The organism is Sphingobacterium sp. SYP-B4668 (assembly GCF_027627455.1).
GTDB lineage: Bacteria > Bacteroidota > Bacteroidia > Sphingobacteriales > Sphingobacteriaceae > Sphingobacterium.
In genome coordinates this window covers 3,938,450-3,956,702 of record NZ_CP115483.1, presented here as the reverse complement: position 1 = coordinate 3,956,702, position 18,253 = coordinate 3,938,450, and the positions used below count along the sequence as shown (strand labels likewise).

15 protein-coding genes are annotated in these 18,253 nt (G+C 41.6%); 11 read left to right on the top strand and 4 right to left on the bottom strand.

The annotated features are described in order from the left end of the window. Window positions 1-42: 42 nt before the first annotated feature. The gene (locus tag OQ289_RS16225; RefSeq protein ID WP_270087895.1) at window positions 43-252 is read right to left on the bottom strand and encodes a hypothetical protein; all 210 of its coding nucleotides are present in this window, start codon (window positions 250-252) and stop codon (window positions 43-45) included. Window positions 253-747: 495 nt separating this feature from the next. On the opposite strand from OQ289_RS16225, the gene OQ289_RS16220 reads away from it, so the two are divergent. From OQ289_RS16220 to OQ289_RS16170, 11 genes are all read left to right on the top strand, one after another. After that, window positions 748-1,953, top strand: coding sequence for a FecR family protein (locus OQ289_RS16220; RefSeq protein ID WP_270087894.1), 1,206 nt, complete (start codon window positions 748-750; stop codon window positions 1,951-1,953). 272 nt (window positions 1,954-2,225) lie between these two features. Next, complete coding sequence (locus OQ289_RS16215; RefSeq protein WP_270087893.1) at window positions 2,226-5,561, top strand: SusC/RagA family TonB-linked outer membrane protein; 3,336 nt, start codon at window positions 2,226-2,228, stop codon at window positions 5,559-5,561. An 11-nt stretch (window positions 5,562-5,572) separates the two neighbouring features. Beyond that, complete coding sequence (locus tag OQ289_RS16210) at window positions 5,573-7,222, top strand: RagB/SusD family nutrient uptake outer membrane protein (RefSeq protein WP_270087892.1); 1,650 nt, start codon at window positions 5,573-5,575, stop codon at window positions 7,220-7,222. A gap of 89 nt (window positions 7,223-7,311) precedes the next feature. Continuing rightward, window positions 7,312-8,049 (top strand): creatininase family protein, encoded by a 738-nt coding sequence (locus OQ289_RS16205; protein WP_270087891.1) that lies wholly within the window; start codon window positions 7,312-7,314, stop codon window positions 8,047-8,049. A gap of 27 nt (window positions 8,050-8,076) precedes the next feature. Continuing rightward, complete coding sequence (locus OQ289_RS16200; RefSeq protein ID WP_270087890.1) at window positions 8,077-9,276, top strand: MFS transporter; 1,200 nt, start codon at window positions 8,077-8,079, stop codon at window positions 9,274-9,276. Window positions 9,277-9,286: 10 nt separating this feature from the next. Then, window positions 9,287-9,580, top strand: coding sequence for a UxaA family hydrolase (locus OQ289_RS16195; protein ID WP_270087889.1), 294 nt, complete (start codon window positions 9,287-9,289; stop codon window positions 9,578-9,580). A gap of 6 nt (window positions 9,581-9,586) precedes the next feature. Then, window positions 9,587-10,783 (top strand): UxaA family hydrolase, encoded by a 1,197-nt coding sequence (locus tag OQ289_RS16190; RefSeq protein ID WP_270087888.1) that lies wholly within the window; start codon window positions 9,587-9,589, stop codon window positions 10,781-10,783. 121 nt (window positions 10,784-10,904) lie between these two features. Continuing rightward, window positions 10,905-11,741, top strand: a complete 837-nt coding sequence (locus OQ289_RS16185; protein ID WP_270087887.1) for an amidohydrolase family protein — start codon at window positions 10,905-10,907, stop codon at window positions 11,739-11,741. Between the two features lie 4 nt (window positions 11,742-11,745). Then, window positions 11,746-12,144 (top strand): RidA family protein, encoded by a 399-nt coding sequence (locus OQ289_RS16180; RefSeq protein WP_270087886.1) that lies wholly within the window; start codon window positions 11,746-11,748, stop codon window positions 12,142-12,144. Beyond that, on the top strand, window positions 12,141-14,477 hold the full coding sequence (locus OQ289_RS16175) for a hypothetical protein (protein WP_270087885.1): 2,337 nt from the start codon (window positions 12,141-12,143) through the stop codon (window positions 14,475-14,477). Before OQ289_RS16180 ends, OQ289_RS16175 begins: the two co-directional genes overlap by 4 nt. A 143-nt stretch (window positions 14,478-14,620) precedes the next feature. Beyond that, on the top strand, window positions 14,621-15,202 hold the full coding sequence (locus tag OQ289_RS16170) for an RNA polymerase sigma factor (RefSeq protein WP_081981227.1): 582 nt from the start codon (window positions 14,621-14,623) through the stop codon (window positions 15,200-15,202). Window positions 15,203-15,226: 24 nt separating this feature from the next. Here OQ289_RS16170 and OQ289_RS16165 read toward each other — a convergent pair whose 3' ends face one another. The 3 genes from OQ289_RS16165 to OQ289_RS16155 all read right to left on the bottom strand — a co-directional run bounded on the left by OQ289_RS16165 (window position 15,227) and on the right by OQ289_RS16155 (window position 18,060). Further along, window positions 15,227-16,009 (bottom strand): aminoglycoside adenylyltransferase family protein, encoded by a 783-nt coding sequence (locus OQ289_RS16165; protein ID WP_270087884.1) that lies wholly within the window; start codon window positions 16,007-16,009, stop codon window positions 15,227-15,229. 473 nt (window positions 16,010-16,482) lie between these two features. Then, window positions 16,483-17,325, bottom strand: coding sequence for a hypothetical protein (locus tag OQ289_RS16160; RefSeq protein ID WP_270087883.1), 843 nt, complete (start codon window positions 17,323-17,325; stop codon window positions 16,483-16,485). A gap of 18 nt (window positions 17,326-17,343) precedes the next feature. Then, window positions 17,344-18,060 carry a hypothetical protein gene (locus tag OQ289_RS16155; protein ID WP_270087882.1) on the bottom strand — a complete coding sequence of 239 codons (717 nt, stop codon included), beginning with the start codon at window positions 18,058-18,060 and terminating at the stop codon, window positions 17,344-17,346. Window positions 18,061-18,253 lie beyond the last annotated feature (193 nt).

Genomic DNA, 18,253 nt, shown 5'->3' with positions numbered 1-18,253 from the left:
ATTAAAGAGAGGGATAGTATTAAGGCTAATGTTGCTCAACAATCAGTTTGTACTTTCATCTAACATTAGATTTAGCTCGTCTAGCTCTTTGCGGATAATGCGTACACTGTCATGTATAGCATTCATTTGATTCTTTAGGTCGGCAACTTCTTCCTGAAGTTTTTCATCTCTTATTTTTGATCTTCCTTCAGGAGAGGATTGGGGGCCACAGGCTGCTAATGCAAGCAGAATAATAATGTAAAATTTTTTCATTTTTTTTCAATTTAGATTATTAGTTGAAAGATTCTGATAAAACTTACAGAAGAGTGAATTTAAAAAATATAAATCCCCCACCAAGAGGCGAGGGATAGCTGATTGTCAATTATATTATTACGTTTGCCATCCTACTAGTAGACGGCTAAAGCCAGACTGTTATTGCATCTGTATTCCTTTCATGGAGTTCTGATATTTTTCTCATTTATTCATTTTTTTAGTTGGCGATATTTACGAATACGTCCAATAATATACATTTATTTGGCAGGGTGTGAGTTTCGGGTTGAAGGGAAGTAGCATTTTATTGATATTGATGTTGACGGTTGCTATTCTTTAATCGTAAATTTCTGTAAAAAGAGGTCTTATCTTGAGCAGGGCATCGATATCCTTTCCGTGAAAAACTGAATTGGCTGCGATTTTATTAGAAAAAAGAAAATAGATGCTAAGGTTTTCTGACATTTCTCGTATCTAGTGTGTTGAACCAATAAGACCACTATGATTCCAAAGATTGCCCACTTGATAAAAGCCAAATTAGATGGTAGCATAAGTCCTCTTGAGGAGCAACAATTGCTTCAATGGGCAGAACAGGACCCTAGCTATCAAGCCCTGTTAGATAGGCTCGATACAGATGAGGGTTTTTGGAAGGACGTCTTGAATAATATTCAATTGAAGCAATCTATTGATGAACATTGGGATGAAAGATTAGATAGATTGACTTTTGAAAAGATCGATCGATACAAGCACAACCATAGGCCACATCGTTCTCGCCCCCGTCGATACCTACAGTATACAGGTTTGTTACTCTTATTTAGTGCGATAGGTATTTACTTTTACATCGCAATAGACTCATCGGCATCCCATATCCAAGTGCTTAAAGATATCTCCCCAACATACGGTACTGCTACTCTAGAGCTTTCGGATGGCACCCTGATTCCCCTCGATGCTGACAAAAGAGGTATTGTTGTCGGGGCCGATATGCGCTATCAAGATGGTAGTTCTGTCGGTACGGTGGAGGATGATGCCGTAAGTTATGCCACATTGAAAGTACCCCAAGGAGGCAAATATCAGGTGACGCTATCCGACGGGACCAAAGTGTGGCTCAATTCGGGAAGTACATTGAAATATCCGATTCGGTTTTCAGATTCCCTTCGTTCTGTGGAACTTGATGGTGAAGGATATTTTGACGTCGCACATCAGTACTATCAGAAAGATTCAAAAGCCGATAAGAGAAAAACCGCATTTATTGTGACGTCTGCAACACAGTCAGTTGAGGTTCTAGGGACGATATTCAATATAAAAGCATACGCTGATGATGTATGCTCCAAGACAACATTGCTGTATGGAGCAGTCCGATTGAAAAGCAGTACTGTAGTGCCTCAATCTGTCCATCTGTCTCCTGGGGAACAGGGAATCCTAACCTCTGGTCAGCTTCATAAAAAGACTGTCAATATTAAGTTTGAAATCGGTTGGCTAGAAGACAAGTTTATTTTTAGAGATACTGAACTGCGAGAAGCTTTAATGGAATTAAGTCGATGGTACGGCTTTGAAATCAAGTACGAGAGAAATGTACCTCCTACGCATTTTTATGGCGAGATAAATCGCAATAGCGGATTGATTGAGGTGTTAAAAATATTGAAATCGAGCGGCTTGGAATTTCGGATCGAACAGCAAAACGGAGTAAAGCGATTGGTAGTCCTTTAAATATCATCATTATTAGACCATTTAAATAAATAGAAATTATGAAAAAGACACGACAGTTCTGAATTAGGGTTAAGGTAACGGTTTATAAAAAAGCCGAATAGTGCGGTAACACTATTCGGTTATGGTTTGCTAAACTGTTGTGACACTTGCAAAACGCAAGTAAAAGTGATTAGGAAACAACTTTTAACGAGTTTAAACATTTCAAATTTATGATTTTTTTCGCACATGTTAAGGGCTTCCGCCGGCCTTTAATCAAGTCAATACTGCTTTATATGAAATTAGTATTTCTGTTAACCCTGCTTGGTACCCTTCACGTCTCGGGCAAGACGTTGGCCCAAGTGATCAATCTTAAGGCTAAGAATGTTCGATTAGTAGATGCTATGTACAGTGTTCAGGAGCAAAGTGGCAAGCTTTTTTTTCTTCAAGGGAGGGCAATTGCTGACATCCATATCGATGTGGAGATTCGAAACCTCGACCTGCGTAAAGCTATGGATGTGTTGTTGAAAGATAAGCCAGTATCTTGGGAACTAAGCGGTGAAACCATTATTATCAAACCTCGAAGTCGAATTGGTAGACCTGGTGAAGAGCTGATAAATAATTATTCTATCATTCCAAACTCACAAAGAACCGTAACTGGAGTGGTTAAAAACGAGAAGGGGGATGCTTTGAATGGTGTTTCGGTATCTGTAAAAGGAAATCATAGCGGGACCACCACCGATGAGAATGGTAGATTCTCTTTACAGGTGCCAGCCAATAGTACTACACTTGTGTTTTCCTTCGTTGGCTATAGCAGTAAGGAAGTGAATTTCTCTAATAATTCGACTATTAACGTTACGCTTCAAGAATCTGTTGATGCTCTGGATGAGGTCGTTGTAGTGGGCTATGGAGTCCAGAAAAAACTAAACCTGACAGGTTCGGTTGCGACCGTTAGTGGTGATGAGATTGCCAAGACCCCAACCAATAATCTGACCAATACCATTGGGGGAAGGATGGCAGGTATTTCTTCTGTCAATAGTGATGGGCGCCCTGGGAATAGTTCTGCAATCCGCGTGAGAGGATTGAGCACACTCAACGACAATAGTCCGCTTGTTGTGGTGGACGGGATTATTCGGTCGGATGGCTTTGGAAATATAGATCCCAATGAAGTTGCCAATATTTCAGTTTTGAAAGACGCATCAGCTGCCGCGGTGTACGGTGCCCGTGCAGCGAATGGGGTGATTTTGATAACCACCAAACGAGGTAAGGTAGGTAAGCCAGTTCTTAATTATACAGGTATGTATGGTCTACAGCAACCTACTCAGTATCCTGCGTTGATGAGTGCTTTTGAATATGGAAAGGTCAGGAACCAAGCTTTTTTAAATCAAGGTTATGATCCAACCGATCCCGTCCAGAAGAATTTTTTCTATACGGATGAAGAGCTAGAGGACTTCAAACAAAATGGGACAGATTGGTATAGTGAGTCTTTTAAGAAACAGAGTATGCAGACGCAGCACAATCTTTCCGTCGCTGGCGGATCTGAGTCCATCCGGTACTTTGGTTCCCTGGGATATTTAGATCAAGATGGAATTTATGACAATATTGGCTTTAAGCGGTTCAATCTACGGTCCAATATCGATGCCTCTATTACGGAGAGTTTAACGGTTGGACTCAATGTAGATGCTCGACAGGAATTGTTCGATTCCCCCAGTTGGGATGCCAATGATATCTTTCACCGCGTCATCAATGTCTCTCCTACACGTAAGGCTTATTATCCTAGTGGTAGGGCAGCCAATACCACAGGGTCACACCCTGTTGAGATGATTAGGTCGTCAGGATATAACCAATCAGAATACAATATATTCCAGGGTACCCTCTTTTTTAATCAAAAATTGACAAATATTACCGAGGGGTTGGCCTTCAACGGCAATTTTTCCTACTTTAAGCAACAGCATTTCAATAAAAAATTCGCGACGCCTTATGTCATGTATGATGAGGATCCAGATGGCAATATAGTCAATCAAAAGATGGTTGGAGGTCGTACTTCCTTATATGAAGCTTTTGATGATTTAACCAATTATACATATAATATTTCTTTGAATTATCAACGTAGTTTTCTGAAAAACGATATATCGGGACTGTTGTTGTTCGAGCAATATAGTTCCAAAGGCAAGGGATTTAACGCTAACAAAGAAGATTTTGCGACCAATATCAAAGACGAGTTTTTTGCCAGTGGGCCTAATAATCAATCCATCGGCGGGAGCGGGTACATTCGTGACGCGCGCCGAAGCGTAGTTGGTAGGTTTAATTATGCCTATGACGGTAAGTATTTGTTGGAGGGTACCTTTAGATACGATGGTTCATATCGTTTTCCAAAAGAAAATAGGTTTGGTTTCTTCCCAGCAATTTCTGCAGGATGGCGTATTTCGGAAGAGCGTTTTTTCAAGGAAAGCTCCGGGTTGAATTTTATCAATAATCTAAAGTTGCGATTTTCCAAAGGTCTGATTGGCAATGATCGTGTGAATGCTTATCAGTTCCAGGAGACCTATTCACTGATTTCTGGTGTTGGACCTATAATAGATGGTCAGGCTGTTTCCCAAGTTGCTTATGGAGTGTACCCCAATCAAGCGATCACTTGGGAAAAACAAGACAATACCAATATAGGGTTGGATATCAATTTCCTCAATTCCATGTTTGGATTAGAAATCGATTATTTCTTCCGAAAGACGAGTGATATTTTATGGAATAGAGATCGGTCTGTACCCGGTACCTTCGGACGTGTTTTACCAGATGAAAACTATGCTAAGGTCAATAGCAATGGTATCGAATTGACATTAACGCATCAAAAAACCTTTGCTAGCAGTCTATCCTATAATTTCAGACTCGTAGGCTCCTATGCAACCAATAAGGTCACACAGATAGACGATCCAGCCAATGCTTTGGATTTTGATAAAAAGCTAGGTCGACCTATTGGATTTCGGGTGGGATATGAGTCTTTAGGGCTTATCACGAGCGAGGTTGAGGCAGCTTCTTGGTTTGGAGGAACTCAGTTTGGACAAAAAAATCTACCTGGAGATATCAAATATGCAGATGTCAATGGTGATGGACAGGTTACCATCCAAGATCAGAAAGTTATCTCAGACTATGGTAACGAACCTCGTATCATGTATGGTCTTACGGGCAATCTGACCTGGCGCAAAATCGACCTAAATTTCTTTTTTCAGGGAGCTGCTCAGCGCAATTTAATGTTGACTTCGTCAGGTCGTGTAATGTATCTCAATGGAGGCTCTAGTAACAACTTTTCTTATTTTGCCGATTCATGGAGTGTAGATAATCCCGATGCAAAATATCCCTTGGCTTGGATAGATTCTCGGTTAATTAACAATAGGGATTCAGAGTTTTGGCTGCGAAAGGCAGGTTATATTCGATTGAAATCCTTAGATATCGGGTATAATTTCTCATCGCAGTGGCTTTCAGATTTGCGGATCAGCAAGTTGAGGGTTTATATGTCGGGATATAACTTATTTACGATTAGCCAAGTCAAGGAAATGGATCCTGAAGCGGCCACTGGAGCAGGTAACTATTACCCTCAGCAACGCAATTATAACCTGGGATTGCTATTATCTTTCTAAACCTAAATATCATGAAAAAATACATATACATTTTTATTGCAATGGTCTGCATCACGATTCTGCCATCCTGTAATTCAGATTTTCTTGATCCCTCCAACCCCGAAGCCATATCTGAGGATGATGTTTGGAAGGATCCAAAGCTTATTGAACTTTTTGTTAATCAGATGTACAATGATCGTCCAGGATACGAATATTCCAATACTCAAGATAATATTACCGACGAGGGACGTTGCAATTACCCTGGTGATGCTCCGAATCAGATTTTGGCTGGTCAATGGGATCAAATCACCAATCCCATCGGCTTTTGGGCCTATCAACAGGTGCGTAAAACCAATGAGTTTATGGCTAGAGTGGATGGAGCAAGTCTCGACGATGCGACCAAGAAGCGGTTGAAAGGTGAAGTCCGTTTCTTACGTGCCTTTCTTTATTTTGATATGGTCAAGCGATATGGAGGAATACCTATCATCGATAAATTACAGAGTATTTCCGATGACCTTCAGATTGGCAGGAATAGTCTTTCTGAATCTATGGATTTTATCGTTAGCGAACTGGGTACTGCAGCCGAAGAGCTACCTCTTCAGACCGTGCGAGGCAGGGCATCAAAAGGAGCGGCTATGGCGTTGAAAGGAAGAGCGTTGCTCTATTATGCTAGTCCAATGTATAATACAACCAACAATACCGAATTGTGGGAAGCCGCTGCAAAAGCTAATAGGGACGTCATCGACCTGAATAAGTATTCGTTATATCCCGATTTGGATAAGCTCTGGTTGGATAAGTCCAATGCGCATGTGGAATCTATATTTGAGGTTCAATACAAGCTTCCTGAGAAGCAGCACAGTTGGGACGCCGGTCTACGTCCGTTGATTTTAGCCAATAATAATGCTGGTCAGCTTTCTCCTCTACAGGAGTTGATAGATGCCTTCCCCATGGCCAATGGAAAAACGATTCACGAATCGGGAGCTGACTACGACCCCAGTAATCCCTATATAGGCAGAGATATGCGCTTCTATGCTTTCATCGCTTTCAACGGCTCTAAAGTAAAAGGCACCACCAGTGGCCCACCTGTCAAAGAAATTACACTTGAGACCTATCAAGGAGGAAGAGATTACGATCAGTCCAAGGAGAATACCATTTACAATACCATTACCGGTTATTATACCAGAAAAGCTACCAATCCAGATAATACCGTATACACAGGTTCTACAGGCAGTGATCAACCCTGGATTGAGCTCCGCTACGCTGAAGTATTATTGAATTATGCCGAAGCGCAAAATGAATCTTTAGCTACCCCCGATGCCACTGTATATGAAGCCTTGAATTTGATTCGTAAGCGGGCCGGGATTACTACTCCATTATCGCTGGGTTCTTTGGACAAAATTCAGATGAGGGCACTCATCCACAATGAAAGATATGTTGAATTATGCTTCGAAAAAAAGAGATATTGGGATTTGCGGAGATGGAAGGAGGCTGGACAAAGATTGAATGGCAAGCGTTATAGAGGTGTGCTTATTACCAAAATGCCCAATGGGTCTTTTACCTATGCCTATCACGAGGTCGATGCCAACCCCATAGTTTTCCAAACCAAAATGTATTGGATGCCCATTCCGCAGTCCGAAATAACCAAGAATAAGAATTTGGAACAAAATCCAGATTGGAATTAGAAAAATCGGAATACACTGTGTGTATACCCAATCGTATGTACACTGCGTTTGTTCTGTAATATTTATAAACACTATATCCGTATTTGACTATGAAATATGAGTTAATGTTTCCGACAGATATCCGTCAAGCTATCGCCCAGCATACCCCCGTTGTATTCACTTTGGGCGTTTTGGAATATCACAGTGAGCATCTTAGTACTGGGGTCGACACCCTTGTTATAACCAGATGTCTCGATATCCTCGAGCAGGAGATACCCCTAGTGATTATGCCTCCCTTTTATTACGGGGCGGCTAGTTATGCTGTAGAGCCACCCGAAGGCAAAGGAAGTATCCATGTAGATTCTCAAGTACTGGTTCCTTTTGCTTCCAGCATACTTACCAATCTTTTACGCATAGGCTTTCGTAATATATATATAATTGTACACCATCAGAGCGAAAATTTTGCGGCAGGGATGCCCACAGATCTATCTTTTAAGCTGGCTGCGCGACAGGCCACATTTGATTTTTTGGAAAAAGAACGAGGGGAAGGATGGTGGGGACGCAATTCCTCGTCGGATTATTACGAAGGTCATCATGCGGGTGACAATCCCTTTAATTGGATTAAAGTATGTCCGCTCTTGAGTCAATCTTTGCAATGTGATTACCCAATAGACCATGCCGGTAAGTTAGAGACGGCTATGATGATGTCATTATGCCCCGAAGGTGTAGATATGGATAGGTTTACCACGGATAATTGGTATGCGCAGACAGCCAAGGATGCTTCTGCCAGCTTCGGAGAAGAGATAAAGGCCAAGATTTTAGATTATTTAAGGTTATTATTGAAGTAGTCTTTTTTTAATATCAAAGTATTTATTATGGACAAAAGTAGTGTCTCTTTATATCTTCTGATGATTGGATGTATGTATGTAGTTCTCGGTTTTTCAATCGGAATCAATGCATATTTTATTCCTTTTGTGCAAGAAGCATTCACTGTAACTAGGGCCGTCTCATATTTGATTATGACGGCCACCTTCTCCGCTTATGTTTTTTTTGCTTTGCCTGCTGAGCGTATAATTCGATCCATTGGTTACAAAAAATCTATTTTCACCTCCTTTTTGATTCTCGCTATAGGCTTTTTTCTGATTGGGTATTCGGCGTCTGTCGTCAGTTTTCCAGTATTTTTATGTTCTTTGTTTGTTCTTGGTATAGCCCAAACTTTACTGACCGATGCGATCAATTCATACGTTACCATCCTTGGACCTACCCGTAGTGCGGCACGCCGGATAAGTATGATGGGGATTGCCGATAAACTCGCTTTGGCCAGCGCATCTTTGTTACTAGCGTTATTTCTAGACCTATCTCAGGTTAATCTAGATGATGCGATTTTACCTTTTTACTTGATTGCTGTATTTGCTTTGCTTATCGGATTCCTTGTATACTTTTCTCCCCTCCCCGAATTGTCGGCGCAGGGTGAAGAGATGGATAGCTCCGTAATAAACCAACAGGTTTATGGAAATTTGAAACAGAATATTTTCCAGATTCCCCATTTATACTTAGGTGCCATTGCTATTTTTTTCGATGTTGGGGTCGAGATTATCGCATTGGGATCTATCAATGATTATGCAAATGCCTTAGGGCTATCTCATCCCGAATTCTACGTGTGGTATACAACACTGGCAATGGTACTGGGATATAGTATGGGGATAGGCTTTATCCCTAAAAGGTTGAGCCAACAACAGGGATTGACCATTTGTGCATGCTTGGGTATTTTCTTTACCGGGTTGATTGTCTTTTCTCCTGAGCGTCTTTCTATTTATCTCGTTGCTTTTCTTGGTTTTGCCAATTCTTTACTCTGGCCTACAATATTTCCATTGGCACTTACCGACTTGGGGCGATTTACCAAAAAAGGAGCATCCTTTTTGGTTATGGGTATCATTGGTGGAGCCTTTCTACCTCTGTTTTTTGGATTCTCGGCCGAGAAATGGAACTATCAACATGCTTATTTGATTTGTCTTCCAGCCTATCTCTACATCCTTTTTTACGCGCGAGTGGGCAGTCAAATCCGCACAGTTTAAAAATATGAATATGGAAAAAATTTTTAAGGTTCACTCCCAAGATAACGTATTTGTTGTCAAGATTCCTCTTGCTAGAGGAGAGGTTGTGCAAATTGATGGTGTTAGTTTTCAGATCCAATACGATTTGGATAGAGGGCACAAGATCGCCTCTCAAATTATCCGAAAAGGCGACAAGATTATTAAGTTTGGTCTTTCTATCGGTTCGGCCATAGCAGATATAATGGTTGGTGAGCATGTTCATATCCACAATCTGCAAAGTGATTATTTACCAACATATACATCGTCCCATCGTTTTACAAAATAATTCAGTATGAGAAATTTAGGACTTGCATATCTTCGCAAAGATGGCCGAAAGGGCATCAGGAACATCTTCTTAGTTGCTTATCTTGTAGAGTGTGCACACCATATTGCCAAAAAAATAGCGTCTAGATTTGACGAGCGCGAGGTACATCTTATCGGCTTCAGCGGTTGTTACCCGAATCAATACGCGGAAGAGATGATGCATGCACTATGTAAGCATCCGAATGTCGGGGGGGTGCTGTTGGTATCCCTTGGATGTGAAAGCTTCAATAATGAGTCTCTTTATCACGCTATTCAAGAGAGTGGTCGGCCGGTTAAACTCATTTCGATACAACAGGAAGGCGGTACCAGCTCGGCTATAGCTCTCGGAACGGAGTTTGTCAGCAACGGTTTAGAGCAGATTCGGCTTGTACCGCGAGTGGAGATGAGATTTGAAGATCTGGTTGTCGGTGTTGTATCAGGTGGTAGTGATGCTACAAGTGGTCTCACGGCCAATCCAGCCACGGGGCTTGCCTTTGATCGGCTTGTAGCATCCGGTGCCACTGCTATATTTGAAAATACCGGTGAGATGGTGGGCCTGGAAGACGATTTATATCGACGGGCTATACATCCAGCGTTGGGCGATCGACTGCGCGATACAATAGTCAAGGCCGCGCATTATTATGCTGCTATGGGACACGGTAGCTTTGCTCCGGGTAATGCAGCCGGCGGTTTGAGCACCCTAGAAGAAAAATCCATAGGTGCGTATTGTAAAAGTGGGAGTTCGCGTATTGTTGGATTATTGAAACCATGCGATCTACCTTTGTTCCCAGGACTTTATTTACTTGATATTGTACCCGATGGCCCGCCTACATTCGGTTTCCCTAATCCCAATGATATTTCCGAGATTAATGAGCTTATTGCGTCGGGAGCCCAATGTGTGCTGTTTACGACCGGTAGAGGGTCCGTGGCTGGTTCGGCTATTGCTCCTGTTATTAAAATCTGTGCCAATCCCGAGACCTATTCCCGTATGCATGAAAATATGGATATCAATGCAGGCAAGATCTTGAGTGAAAATTGTTCCTTGGACGCCGTTGCAGACGAGATTTTAGAAGAAGTCATACGTGTGGTACAGGGTAAGCTCAGTTGCGCGGAGCAACTTGGCCATTTTGAGTTTTCACTAGGGTACAAATTTTTTGAACCGCTGGGGCCTTCTTGTCTCAGCTAATAAAACTTACTGAACACAAAGCTTAGATATGAAAATGTGCTGTCGCTAAGATTCATTTGCGTTGTGACACTAGCAAATTCTCCAGTTGACCGAATAGACATCTAATAAAAAAAATAGAGATATGAAAATTGATAGTCATTTACATTTCTGGAAATATCATCCCGTTAAAGACGCTTGGATTACTGATGATATGACTGTGATAAAGAAAGATTTTATGCCTGATGATCTTTTACCGGCATTGACTAATCAAGGATTTGATGGAGGCGTAGCGGTTCAGGCCGATCAGAGTGAACGCGAAAATGACTTTTTAATAGATCTAGCCACTCAATATTGCTTTATCAAGGGAGTCGTAGGATGGGTGGATTTACGGTCTCCACAAGTGGAGTCTAGGTTAGATTACTATTCCTCTTTCTCTCGGCTCAAAGGATTTCGGCATATTGTCCAATCCGAGGCCCAAGATGACTTTCTCCTGAGGTCAGATTTTTGTCGCGGCATTGGGTTGTTACGCAAATATGATTACACCTATGATGTGCTCATCTATCCCAAGCATTTGGAGCATGCGCTTACCTTTTGCATGGAGTTTCCAGACCAAAGATTTGTCTTGGACCATATCGCTAAGCCACCTATCCGAACACAGGACTATGAGAATTGGGAGAGGGGACTTCAGCGATTTAAATCACTTGACCACGTGTACTGTAAAATAGCAGGACTAATCAACCAAGCCGATTGGAAGTCATGGACAATCAAAGATTTTGAGCGATACATTTCTATCAGCATAGATATTTTTGGAATAGATCGTGTTATGTTTGGAAGTGACTGGCCAGTGTGTTTGGTAGGAGCAGCTTATGAGCAGGTATGTCATATTGTATCTGACAATACCTTGGGTCTTAGCGATAGTGAGAAATTGAAATTATGGGGACATAACTGTACCCAATTTTATGAACTAACAAATCAATAGCATTATGAAACAAAAGAAAAGTATCCTGCATCCTTTGCGGCAGTCACGAATAGCTGAGTTGCCGTTGTCGGATGCCATTTTTATGGACAATTGGCTTTACGTCAGTGGTCAGGCTTCCGTTGATTTATTTGCCGGCACCTTTATATTGGCAGATATTCGAGAAGAAACGAAGCGTACCCTAGATAATATTCAAGCTATTTTGGGGCAAGTCGGTATGACGCTGGAAGATGTCGTCAAGTGTACCGTCCATTTGAGTGATATTGATGATTTTGAATGTTTTAACGAGGTTTATAGTACGTATTTTCAGGGAATTAAACCCGCTCGGACTACCGTGCAGTCTGTCTTGATGAAAGGCCTCAAAGTTGAGATTGATTGCGTTGCTAGAAAGGGGAGCTCCTCATGAGCAGTTCTCTTCATCTCAATCGCAGGCATTTCCTTGCTACAGGTGCCATTGCTCTCGGAGCTTTTTTGACTGCTCCTTTGAGTTTCGGTAGTACGAATGGCCTACCCATAATTGATCGCGGCCCCAGGGGATTGGTGCCGGCTCATTTCCCATCGCGTCTGCATGCATTCGTTTGGCGTAATTGGAATCTTGTTCCTGTGGAGCGTATGGCCAAGACTGTGGATACCGATTCTTCACATATCATTCAGTTGGCCGACGAGATGCGCCTTCCTCCGCAAGAGGTTGTTAGTCCAGGTCAATGGGAGCGGAGTTATTTGACCGTTATCCGTCGCAATTGGCACTTACTTCCCGAAGACCAGCTGCTCACACTTATGGATTGGGACAAAGCAAAGCTCGAATTCACGCTGGTAGAGGATGATTTTTTTTATATCAAATTAGGTAGTCTCAAACCTCACTGTGATGCACTTCTATGGGCAGACACCATGTCCAAATTGGATTTGAAAAAAGTCGAACGCTTTGGTCAATATCTCGATACGCTTTATCCATCAGGTGTTCCTGGGGTGAAAGAGCCTTACTTTCATTTTGTTCATGAATTATCCGCCGCTGATACCCGTACGTACAATTCTTCATCCATAGGTTCGGGGTTCAGCCCTCGGATTGCCTATCCCTATTTTGCACTCTTTGGAGATCCTCTATTGTCCAACTCTACAGAGTCCTATCCTGACGCCTATTTGGATAGGATGCATGCAAAAGGAGTCGACAGTATTTGGATGCATATTGTACTCAGTAAAATTACTCCTTTCCCTTGGGATCCCACCCAAAGTCAAGATTGGGAGCTCCGTCTGGCGAATTTGTCGAAACTCGTCCAACGTGCAAGAAAGCGAGGTATCCGCTTGTTTCTCTATCTCAATGAACCACGTAATCAAAGCGAGCAGTTTTTTCGTCAATATCCTGCGCTGAAGGGCAGTGGCTATTCCCTGTGTACCAGCATCCCCGCAGTAAGCGATTATCTGAAGAGTTCGTTGGCGCTGGTTGCTTCCAGCGTACCTGGTTTAGGCGGATTCTTTTCCATTACTGCTTCCGAGAATCCGACTAATTGTTGGTCTCACGGACAAGGCGACCAGTGTTCACATTGCTCCAAATTAGGTGCGGCTTCGGTAATATCTACTTTGAATAACAATTATTTAGAAGGCATCAAACAAGGGTATGAGCAGTTGGATAGGAATGTAGAATACGAATGCCCTCAGTTGATCGTCTGGGATTGGGGGTGGCGTGATGGACTTGCCGAAGAGGTGCTGCCAGCTCTTCATCGACAATCCTTGGCTTTTATGAGTGTCAGTGAGTGGGATCTTCCAATAGAGCGTGGCGGCATCCAGAGCAAAGTCGGCGAGTATTCCATTTCAAGTATTGGCCCAGGGCCCCGCGCTTCGCGGCATTGGGCTTTAGCCAATTCATTGGGCATTTCCTGTGTTGCCAAGATTCAGGCCAACAATAGCTGGGAGATTGCTGCTGTACCCTACATACCAGCATTGTTTAATGTTGGACAGCATATTGACAATCTTCGCAAAGCCAATGTTAAAGGTCTCATGTTGGGTTGGAGTCTAGGTGGTTATCCCTCGCCTAATCTATCTCTGGTCAATCTATTAGGTGCCCATCCTGCGATGACGGTTCGCCAGGCTATTGACCTTGTTGCAGAAGAGTTTTATGGCAAAGTGGCGGCTGAGGCCGTTGTGCGTGCATGGAAGTCCTTTAGTGATGCCTTTCGTCAATTCCCTTATCATGTAGGTGTTGTTTACTCAGCGCCATTGCAATCTGGCCCCTCCAATTTACTGTGGTCGCAGCCTACTGGATATCGGGCCACTATGGTCGGCCTGGCTTATGATGATTTGGCGTCTTGGCGTAGCATATATCCGACAGATATCTTTATCCAACAGCTCACTAAGACAGCTATCGGCTTCAAAGATGCATTGGCTATCTTAAGACAAGATACACGAGATATTGTGATTGAATCGGAGCATTTATATGCTCTCCAACGCGAACTTAGTATTGCGGAGACTGTCTATCTGCACTATCAGAGTGTAGCCAATCAATGTCGATTTGTCGTGCTCCGTGATCGATTGGTTGCTGATGACACCCTGCGATCAGCTATTTTGTCGGATATGATAGCTCTTCTTGAGCACGAGTTATCCATTGCTAGACGATTGGCCGAAATTCAATCGAATGATTCTAGGATAGGATTTGAGGCCTCAAATCAATATTTCTATGTTGGACAGGACTTACATGAAAAGGTAATCAATTGCTACGACTTAATTGCTCATTATAATAGCCTCTGATTTTATTTTTTCGTAAACTTCAGCCTATAAAAGTAGTTGTTATCTGAAATCATGTTCACATAATAGTAAGATGATTGCTACTTTTTCACCTAAATAAATGTTATCTTTAAAAGTATACCGACGACCGATAGATCAGCCCCATTATGAGTACTAATTTAATCCATTTAAGTAATTTCAAGGATGGAAGAGAGTCTGGCCTTAGACATTATATGTCTCAGTTTGGAGGCTCTCTTCATTATTTTGCTTATTCATTGGTGCATGACAGGGCGGTGTGTGAAGAGATTGTCTCCGATTCCTTTTATAAACTTTGGTTGGGCCGGGACAAAATAAAGACTGTCGAAAATATCCGAGCTTTTTTATATCTATCCACACGCAATGCCTGTTACGATTATTTAGTTTGTCCCAAAAACAAAATCCGCTTCGAAAACAATGATGGCGACTTCCTTGCTAATGCCGATCCTGATTTAGAATCTCAGATTATCTATGCTGAGTTAATCGATATTATCTCCGCAGAGGTTGAAAAGCTCCCGGAGCTGCAGGCCAAAGTATTTCGTATGTCCTATCTTGAAGGCTTCGATACCAACGAGATTTGTGAGTTACTAGGTACTACCGCAAGTACTGTGTACTTTGCAAAATCAAAGGCAATTTCCAGTCTCAAGCAAATTTTTAAGCGTAAGAATCTAAAATATTATTCATTGTTTTTCGCTTATTTTTTGCTCCGTTGAGGATTTTGTATATTCAAAGAGCATTCACAAAGGGATATTTGATTGTGCAAATTGGATAAATGAGGCAACTTCTGTAGGGTATGTTGCCAATGTATGGGGCCTGCCATGTAAATAAGCCTGTTGAGCTTCAAATAGTACTGAACGACGACATTCCGGTAAGAGCGGTATGAGCCAATTGGCAGCAGCTTCTTTTGATGTAATCCTTCCTGTAGCAGCGCTATACCAAATTCGGGCCAGAGTCAGGATTACATTTTGTTCGTCCCCAACCCAATCTATAGGGGAGTTCCAAATCTTCAACGTATCTCCCAATGTTTTAATAAAATCTTTATCTGGTATTTTGTCAAATAGCGCTTCAGCGGGACAACCTAGTATGGTAATGCTATGTTCCCGTACTTTTTTTAATAGCAGGGTTAAGTCGATATCCACGGTCGCCGATTCAATTACTCCGTTCAGAATATCTTCTCTCAGCCACTCTCCAAATTGCATTTCACGTATAGCAGGATATCTCCAGGGAGATATCTCCGAATGACATATTACAGTTACTTCCAAAGCTCGTAAAGCTTTATTTAGCCTTGGTGGCGCCGAATAATCCAGTAGCTCCAACATCAATCTATTGCGAGTTGAATCTTCTAGTTTCTCGCCTATCGTTATCAGCAGGTCAATGTCACTCTGTGGCTTCAGGCCACTATCTACCGAAGAGCCGAATAGATGTATCGCTTTTAATGACGTCTTTAAGTAGCGTTCAATGATGCCGCACACTTTTGAGACTTGAATGGCTATAGACTTAGGAATTGCTGGTTGGGTCATGTTACTATAATTTTTGCTTGTTGTTAATTGAAAAATCGTTGTCTTGCTACAGGGATTATCGGAAACTTCATAAATCCATACGCATTTACATTGCTTTTAGTCTTTTTTCAAATCCGATGTTACCAATACAATCGATGACACATAGTTTATCCAAAGCGGGGACCTTATTTTCAATCCACTGTAAAGCGGTCTCTTTCAGTATGCCAGCCATTATTTAAGCTAAGGAATTATCGGTGGATTTTTTTCAATTCAGCTACTGTTGCTGAGTTTAATGAATTTCGATACAAATCCGTAAATTTTCCCCACTATTTATCACTTAGAAAGGATTGTTCTAACTTCATGATTATAGATGGCAGTTGCTGAGTAATAGAAATTGTTTCTGTAAAAATACTTTAAAACGGTATTCAAAGCAATAGCAATTACAAGCTACCTGCATTGTAAGTTGGAGGGAAGATAAACCCCATCCTATGTCGCTATTGTTTTTTCTTGATTTCATAACGAAGACGGAGGACCATTAGTTTCCAAAGGGTAAGTCTTTGTTCGGCTAGAAGATGATTGTCTTGCTGACTTATGATTAATCGGTCTTGAAAAGAACGGATGTATTGCGTCCAGTAATTTCCCTTTGAATCGTTTAATAAAAAATAAAAACCTGCATCACCAAATTTCTTTCCAGATGAATTGAGTATTAGTTCCCCCTTCAGATTGATATCTATAGACATGATTACTGTTGCGTTACCCTTTGGAAGTGGAAATATCGCTTTCAAACAGGTTTCTCCCGAGGGCAAGATACATGTTCCGTAAATTCCCGAGTATACCACTTTGCCATTTTTCTTAATCGTGCGATACCAAGCTGTATATTTTATCCGATTGGTATTAGGCTCGATGAGCGTAAGAATTTCATTAGTCAACGATTCTGTCTGCTTTATATTTTTAGTGGGAATATTCAACTGCTTTATTCTGTTGCTGAATAATTTGGTTACCATTATTCCGAATACCCTGAAAAAGGGGTTCCATTTTATACTAAAATCCAGGTCGTAATCCGAAGTATTTGTGTAGAAATCAACTACATTTTTTGAGAGTCTCGCTAGCTTGCTTTCTGGGAGTTGGAACGCATCAATGGACTCAATCAGTCCTTGTGATTTGGTTCCTCGTTTGATGATAAGCATTTCTTTTTCGGCCAATTCATTTATAAAATTTTCGCCTATTCCATTTAGATTTCCCAATGGTCCCATGAGCCAGTTCGTATCCTCCGGGTCAATTTTTTTACCCCACAAAATGACCCATTGTTGGGTAAACCAATCTTGAAATTTTTGCATTGGATAAGCTAGTCCCATTTATTGCAGTTTGTTGAGATTAGGGATAATATTGGATTTACCATTCCACGTTCCAAACTCGGAGGTAGCTTTGAATCTCATTGTTGTAAACTCAATATGAAAATCTTTTCTGTCTCGTTCATACATTGCATTTATATGTCTTTTAGGATGGGGTACATCGCTATGACCATATACCATACCTGCCATTTCCTCCTGAGATTTCCAAATAGAAAATGTAGATACCGTACGAGGAAGTCTAATTGAAGCCAGTGATAGGGTAGTGCCAGGATGGTCTCTTACTAATTTTTCAACTGGTCTACCCCAGTGTATGAATCGAGGTATTTCCAATAGTTTCATTCGGGCTATAGTTACCACTACCACTGCTTGTACATTCAATGTATGAAGTTCTATATTTTCGTGCGGGACTCCAAATTCTGTAAATTTGCCCCATTGCCGAACAAGGGTCAGTCTTGTATGCCAGCCTGTTGCAAGTATTTTGCCAGTCTTGGTGTTTTCCAAAAAAATGTCGATCGCACGTTCGTTTTCCCATTTTGCAAATAGAGCAACCTGCCGTACCAAAATGCGAGAAGTCGAAAAAACCGGTGAACCTAACGTCATTGCTGTCATGCATTCAGCGTGGATCAAACCAGGAGTGTTTTTGGGGGAGGGAGGGGCTAATATCATCTTCAGAGCCGTAATGATATCGGTCTTTACCAAATGATAAGTGAATACACTCATAGTGTTGATTTTATTTTGTTATCCTCATCCATGTTTTTACTGATTTTGTATCCTTAAATTTATATGTTTTTATCACATTTGACAATACTTTGTGGCGTTACTTCTTTTTCGTCGTGTTGTGTTTGCTCCACAGTTACTTTGTGACTCGTGGGGTGGCTTTAACTTAGTCGTATTTTTTAGGGCATGAAAGTAC

What these genes read in the sequence shown, in the direction of transcription:
- OQ289_RS16225 (WP_270087895.1), bottom strand. Translation starts at nt 252, where the DNA reads ATGAAAAAATTTTACATTATTATTCTGCTTGCATTAGCAGCCTGTGGC.
- OQ289_RS16220 (WP_270087894.1), top strand. Translation starts at nt 748, where the DNA reads ATGATTCCAAAGATTGCCCACTTGATAAAAGCCAAATTAGATGGTAGC.
- OQ289_RS16215 (WP_270087893.1), top strand. Translation starts at nt 2,226, where the DNA reads ATGAAATTAGTATTTCTGTTAACCCTGCTTGGTACCCTTCACGTCTCG.
- OQ289_RS16210 (WP_270087892.1), top strand. Translation starts at nt 5,573, where the DNA reads ATGAAAAAATACATATACATTTTTATTGCAATGGTCTGCATCACGATT.
- OQ289_RS16205 (WP_270087891.1), top strand. Translation starts at nt 7,312, where the DNA reads ATGAAATATGAGTTAATGTTTCCGACAGATATCCGTCAAGCTATCGCC.
- OQ289_RS16200 (WP_270087890.1), top strand. Translation starts at nt 8,077, where the DNA reads ATGGACAAAAGTAGTGTCTCTTTATATCTTCTGATGATTGGATGTATG.
- OQ289_RS16195 (WP_270087889.1), top strand. Translation starts at nt 9,287, where the DNA reads ATGGAAAAAATTTTTAAGGTTCACTCCCAAGATAACGTATTTGTTGTC.
- OQ289_RS16190 (WP_270087888.1), top strand. Translation starts at nt 9,587, where the DNA reads ATGAGAAATTTAGGACTTGCATATCTTCGCAAAGATGGCCGAAAGGGC.
- OQ289_RS16185 (WP_270087887.1), top strand. Translation starts at nt 10,905, where the DNA reads ATGAAAATTGATAGTCATTTACATTTCTGGAAATATCATCCCGTTAAA.
- OQ289_RS16180 (WP_270087886.1), top strand. Translation starts at nt 11,746, where the DNA reads ATGAAACAAAAGAAAAGTATCCTGCATCCTTTGCGGCAGTCACGAATA.
- OQ289_RS16175 (WP_270087885.1), top strand. Translation starts at nt 12,141, where the DNA reads ATGAGCAGTTCTCTTCATCTCAATCGCAGGCATTTCCTTGCTACAGGT.
- OQ289_RS16170 (WP_081981227.1), top strand. Translation starts at nt 14,621, where the DNA reads ATGAGTACTAATTTAATCCATTTAAGTAATTTCAAGGATGGAAGAGAG.
- OQ289_RS16165 (WP_270087884.1), bottom strand. Translation starts at nt 16,009, where the DNA reads ATGACCCAACCAGCAATTCCTAAGTCTATAGCCATTCAAGTCTCAAAA.
- OQ289_RS16160 (WP_270087883.1), bottom strand. Translation starts at nt 17,325, where the DNA reads ATGCAAAAATTTCAAGATTGGTTTACCCAACAATGGGTCATTTTGTGG.
- OQ289_RS16155 (WP_270087882.1), bottom strand. Translation starts at nt 18,060, where the DNA reads ATGAGTGTATTCACTTATCATTTGGTAAAGACCGATATCATTACGGCT.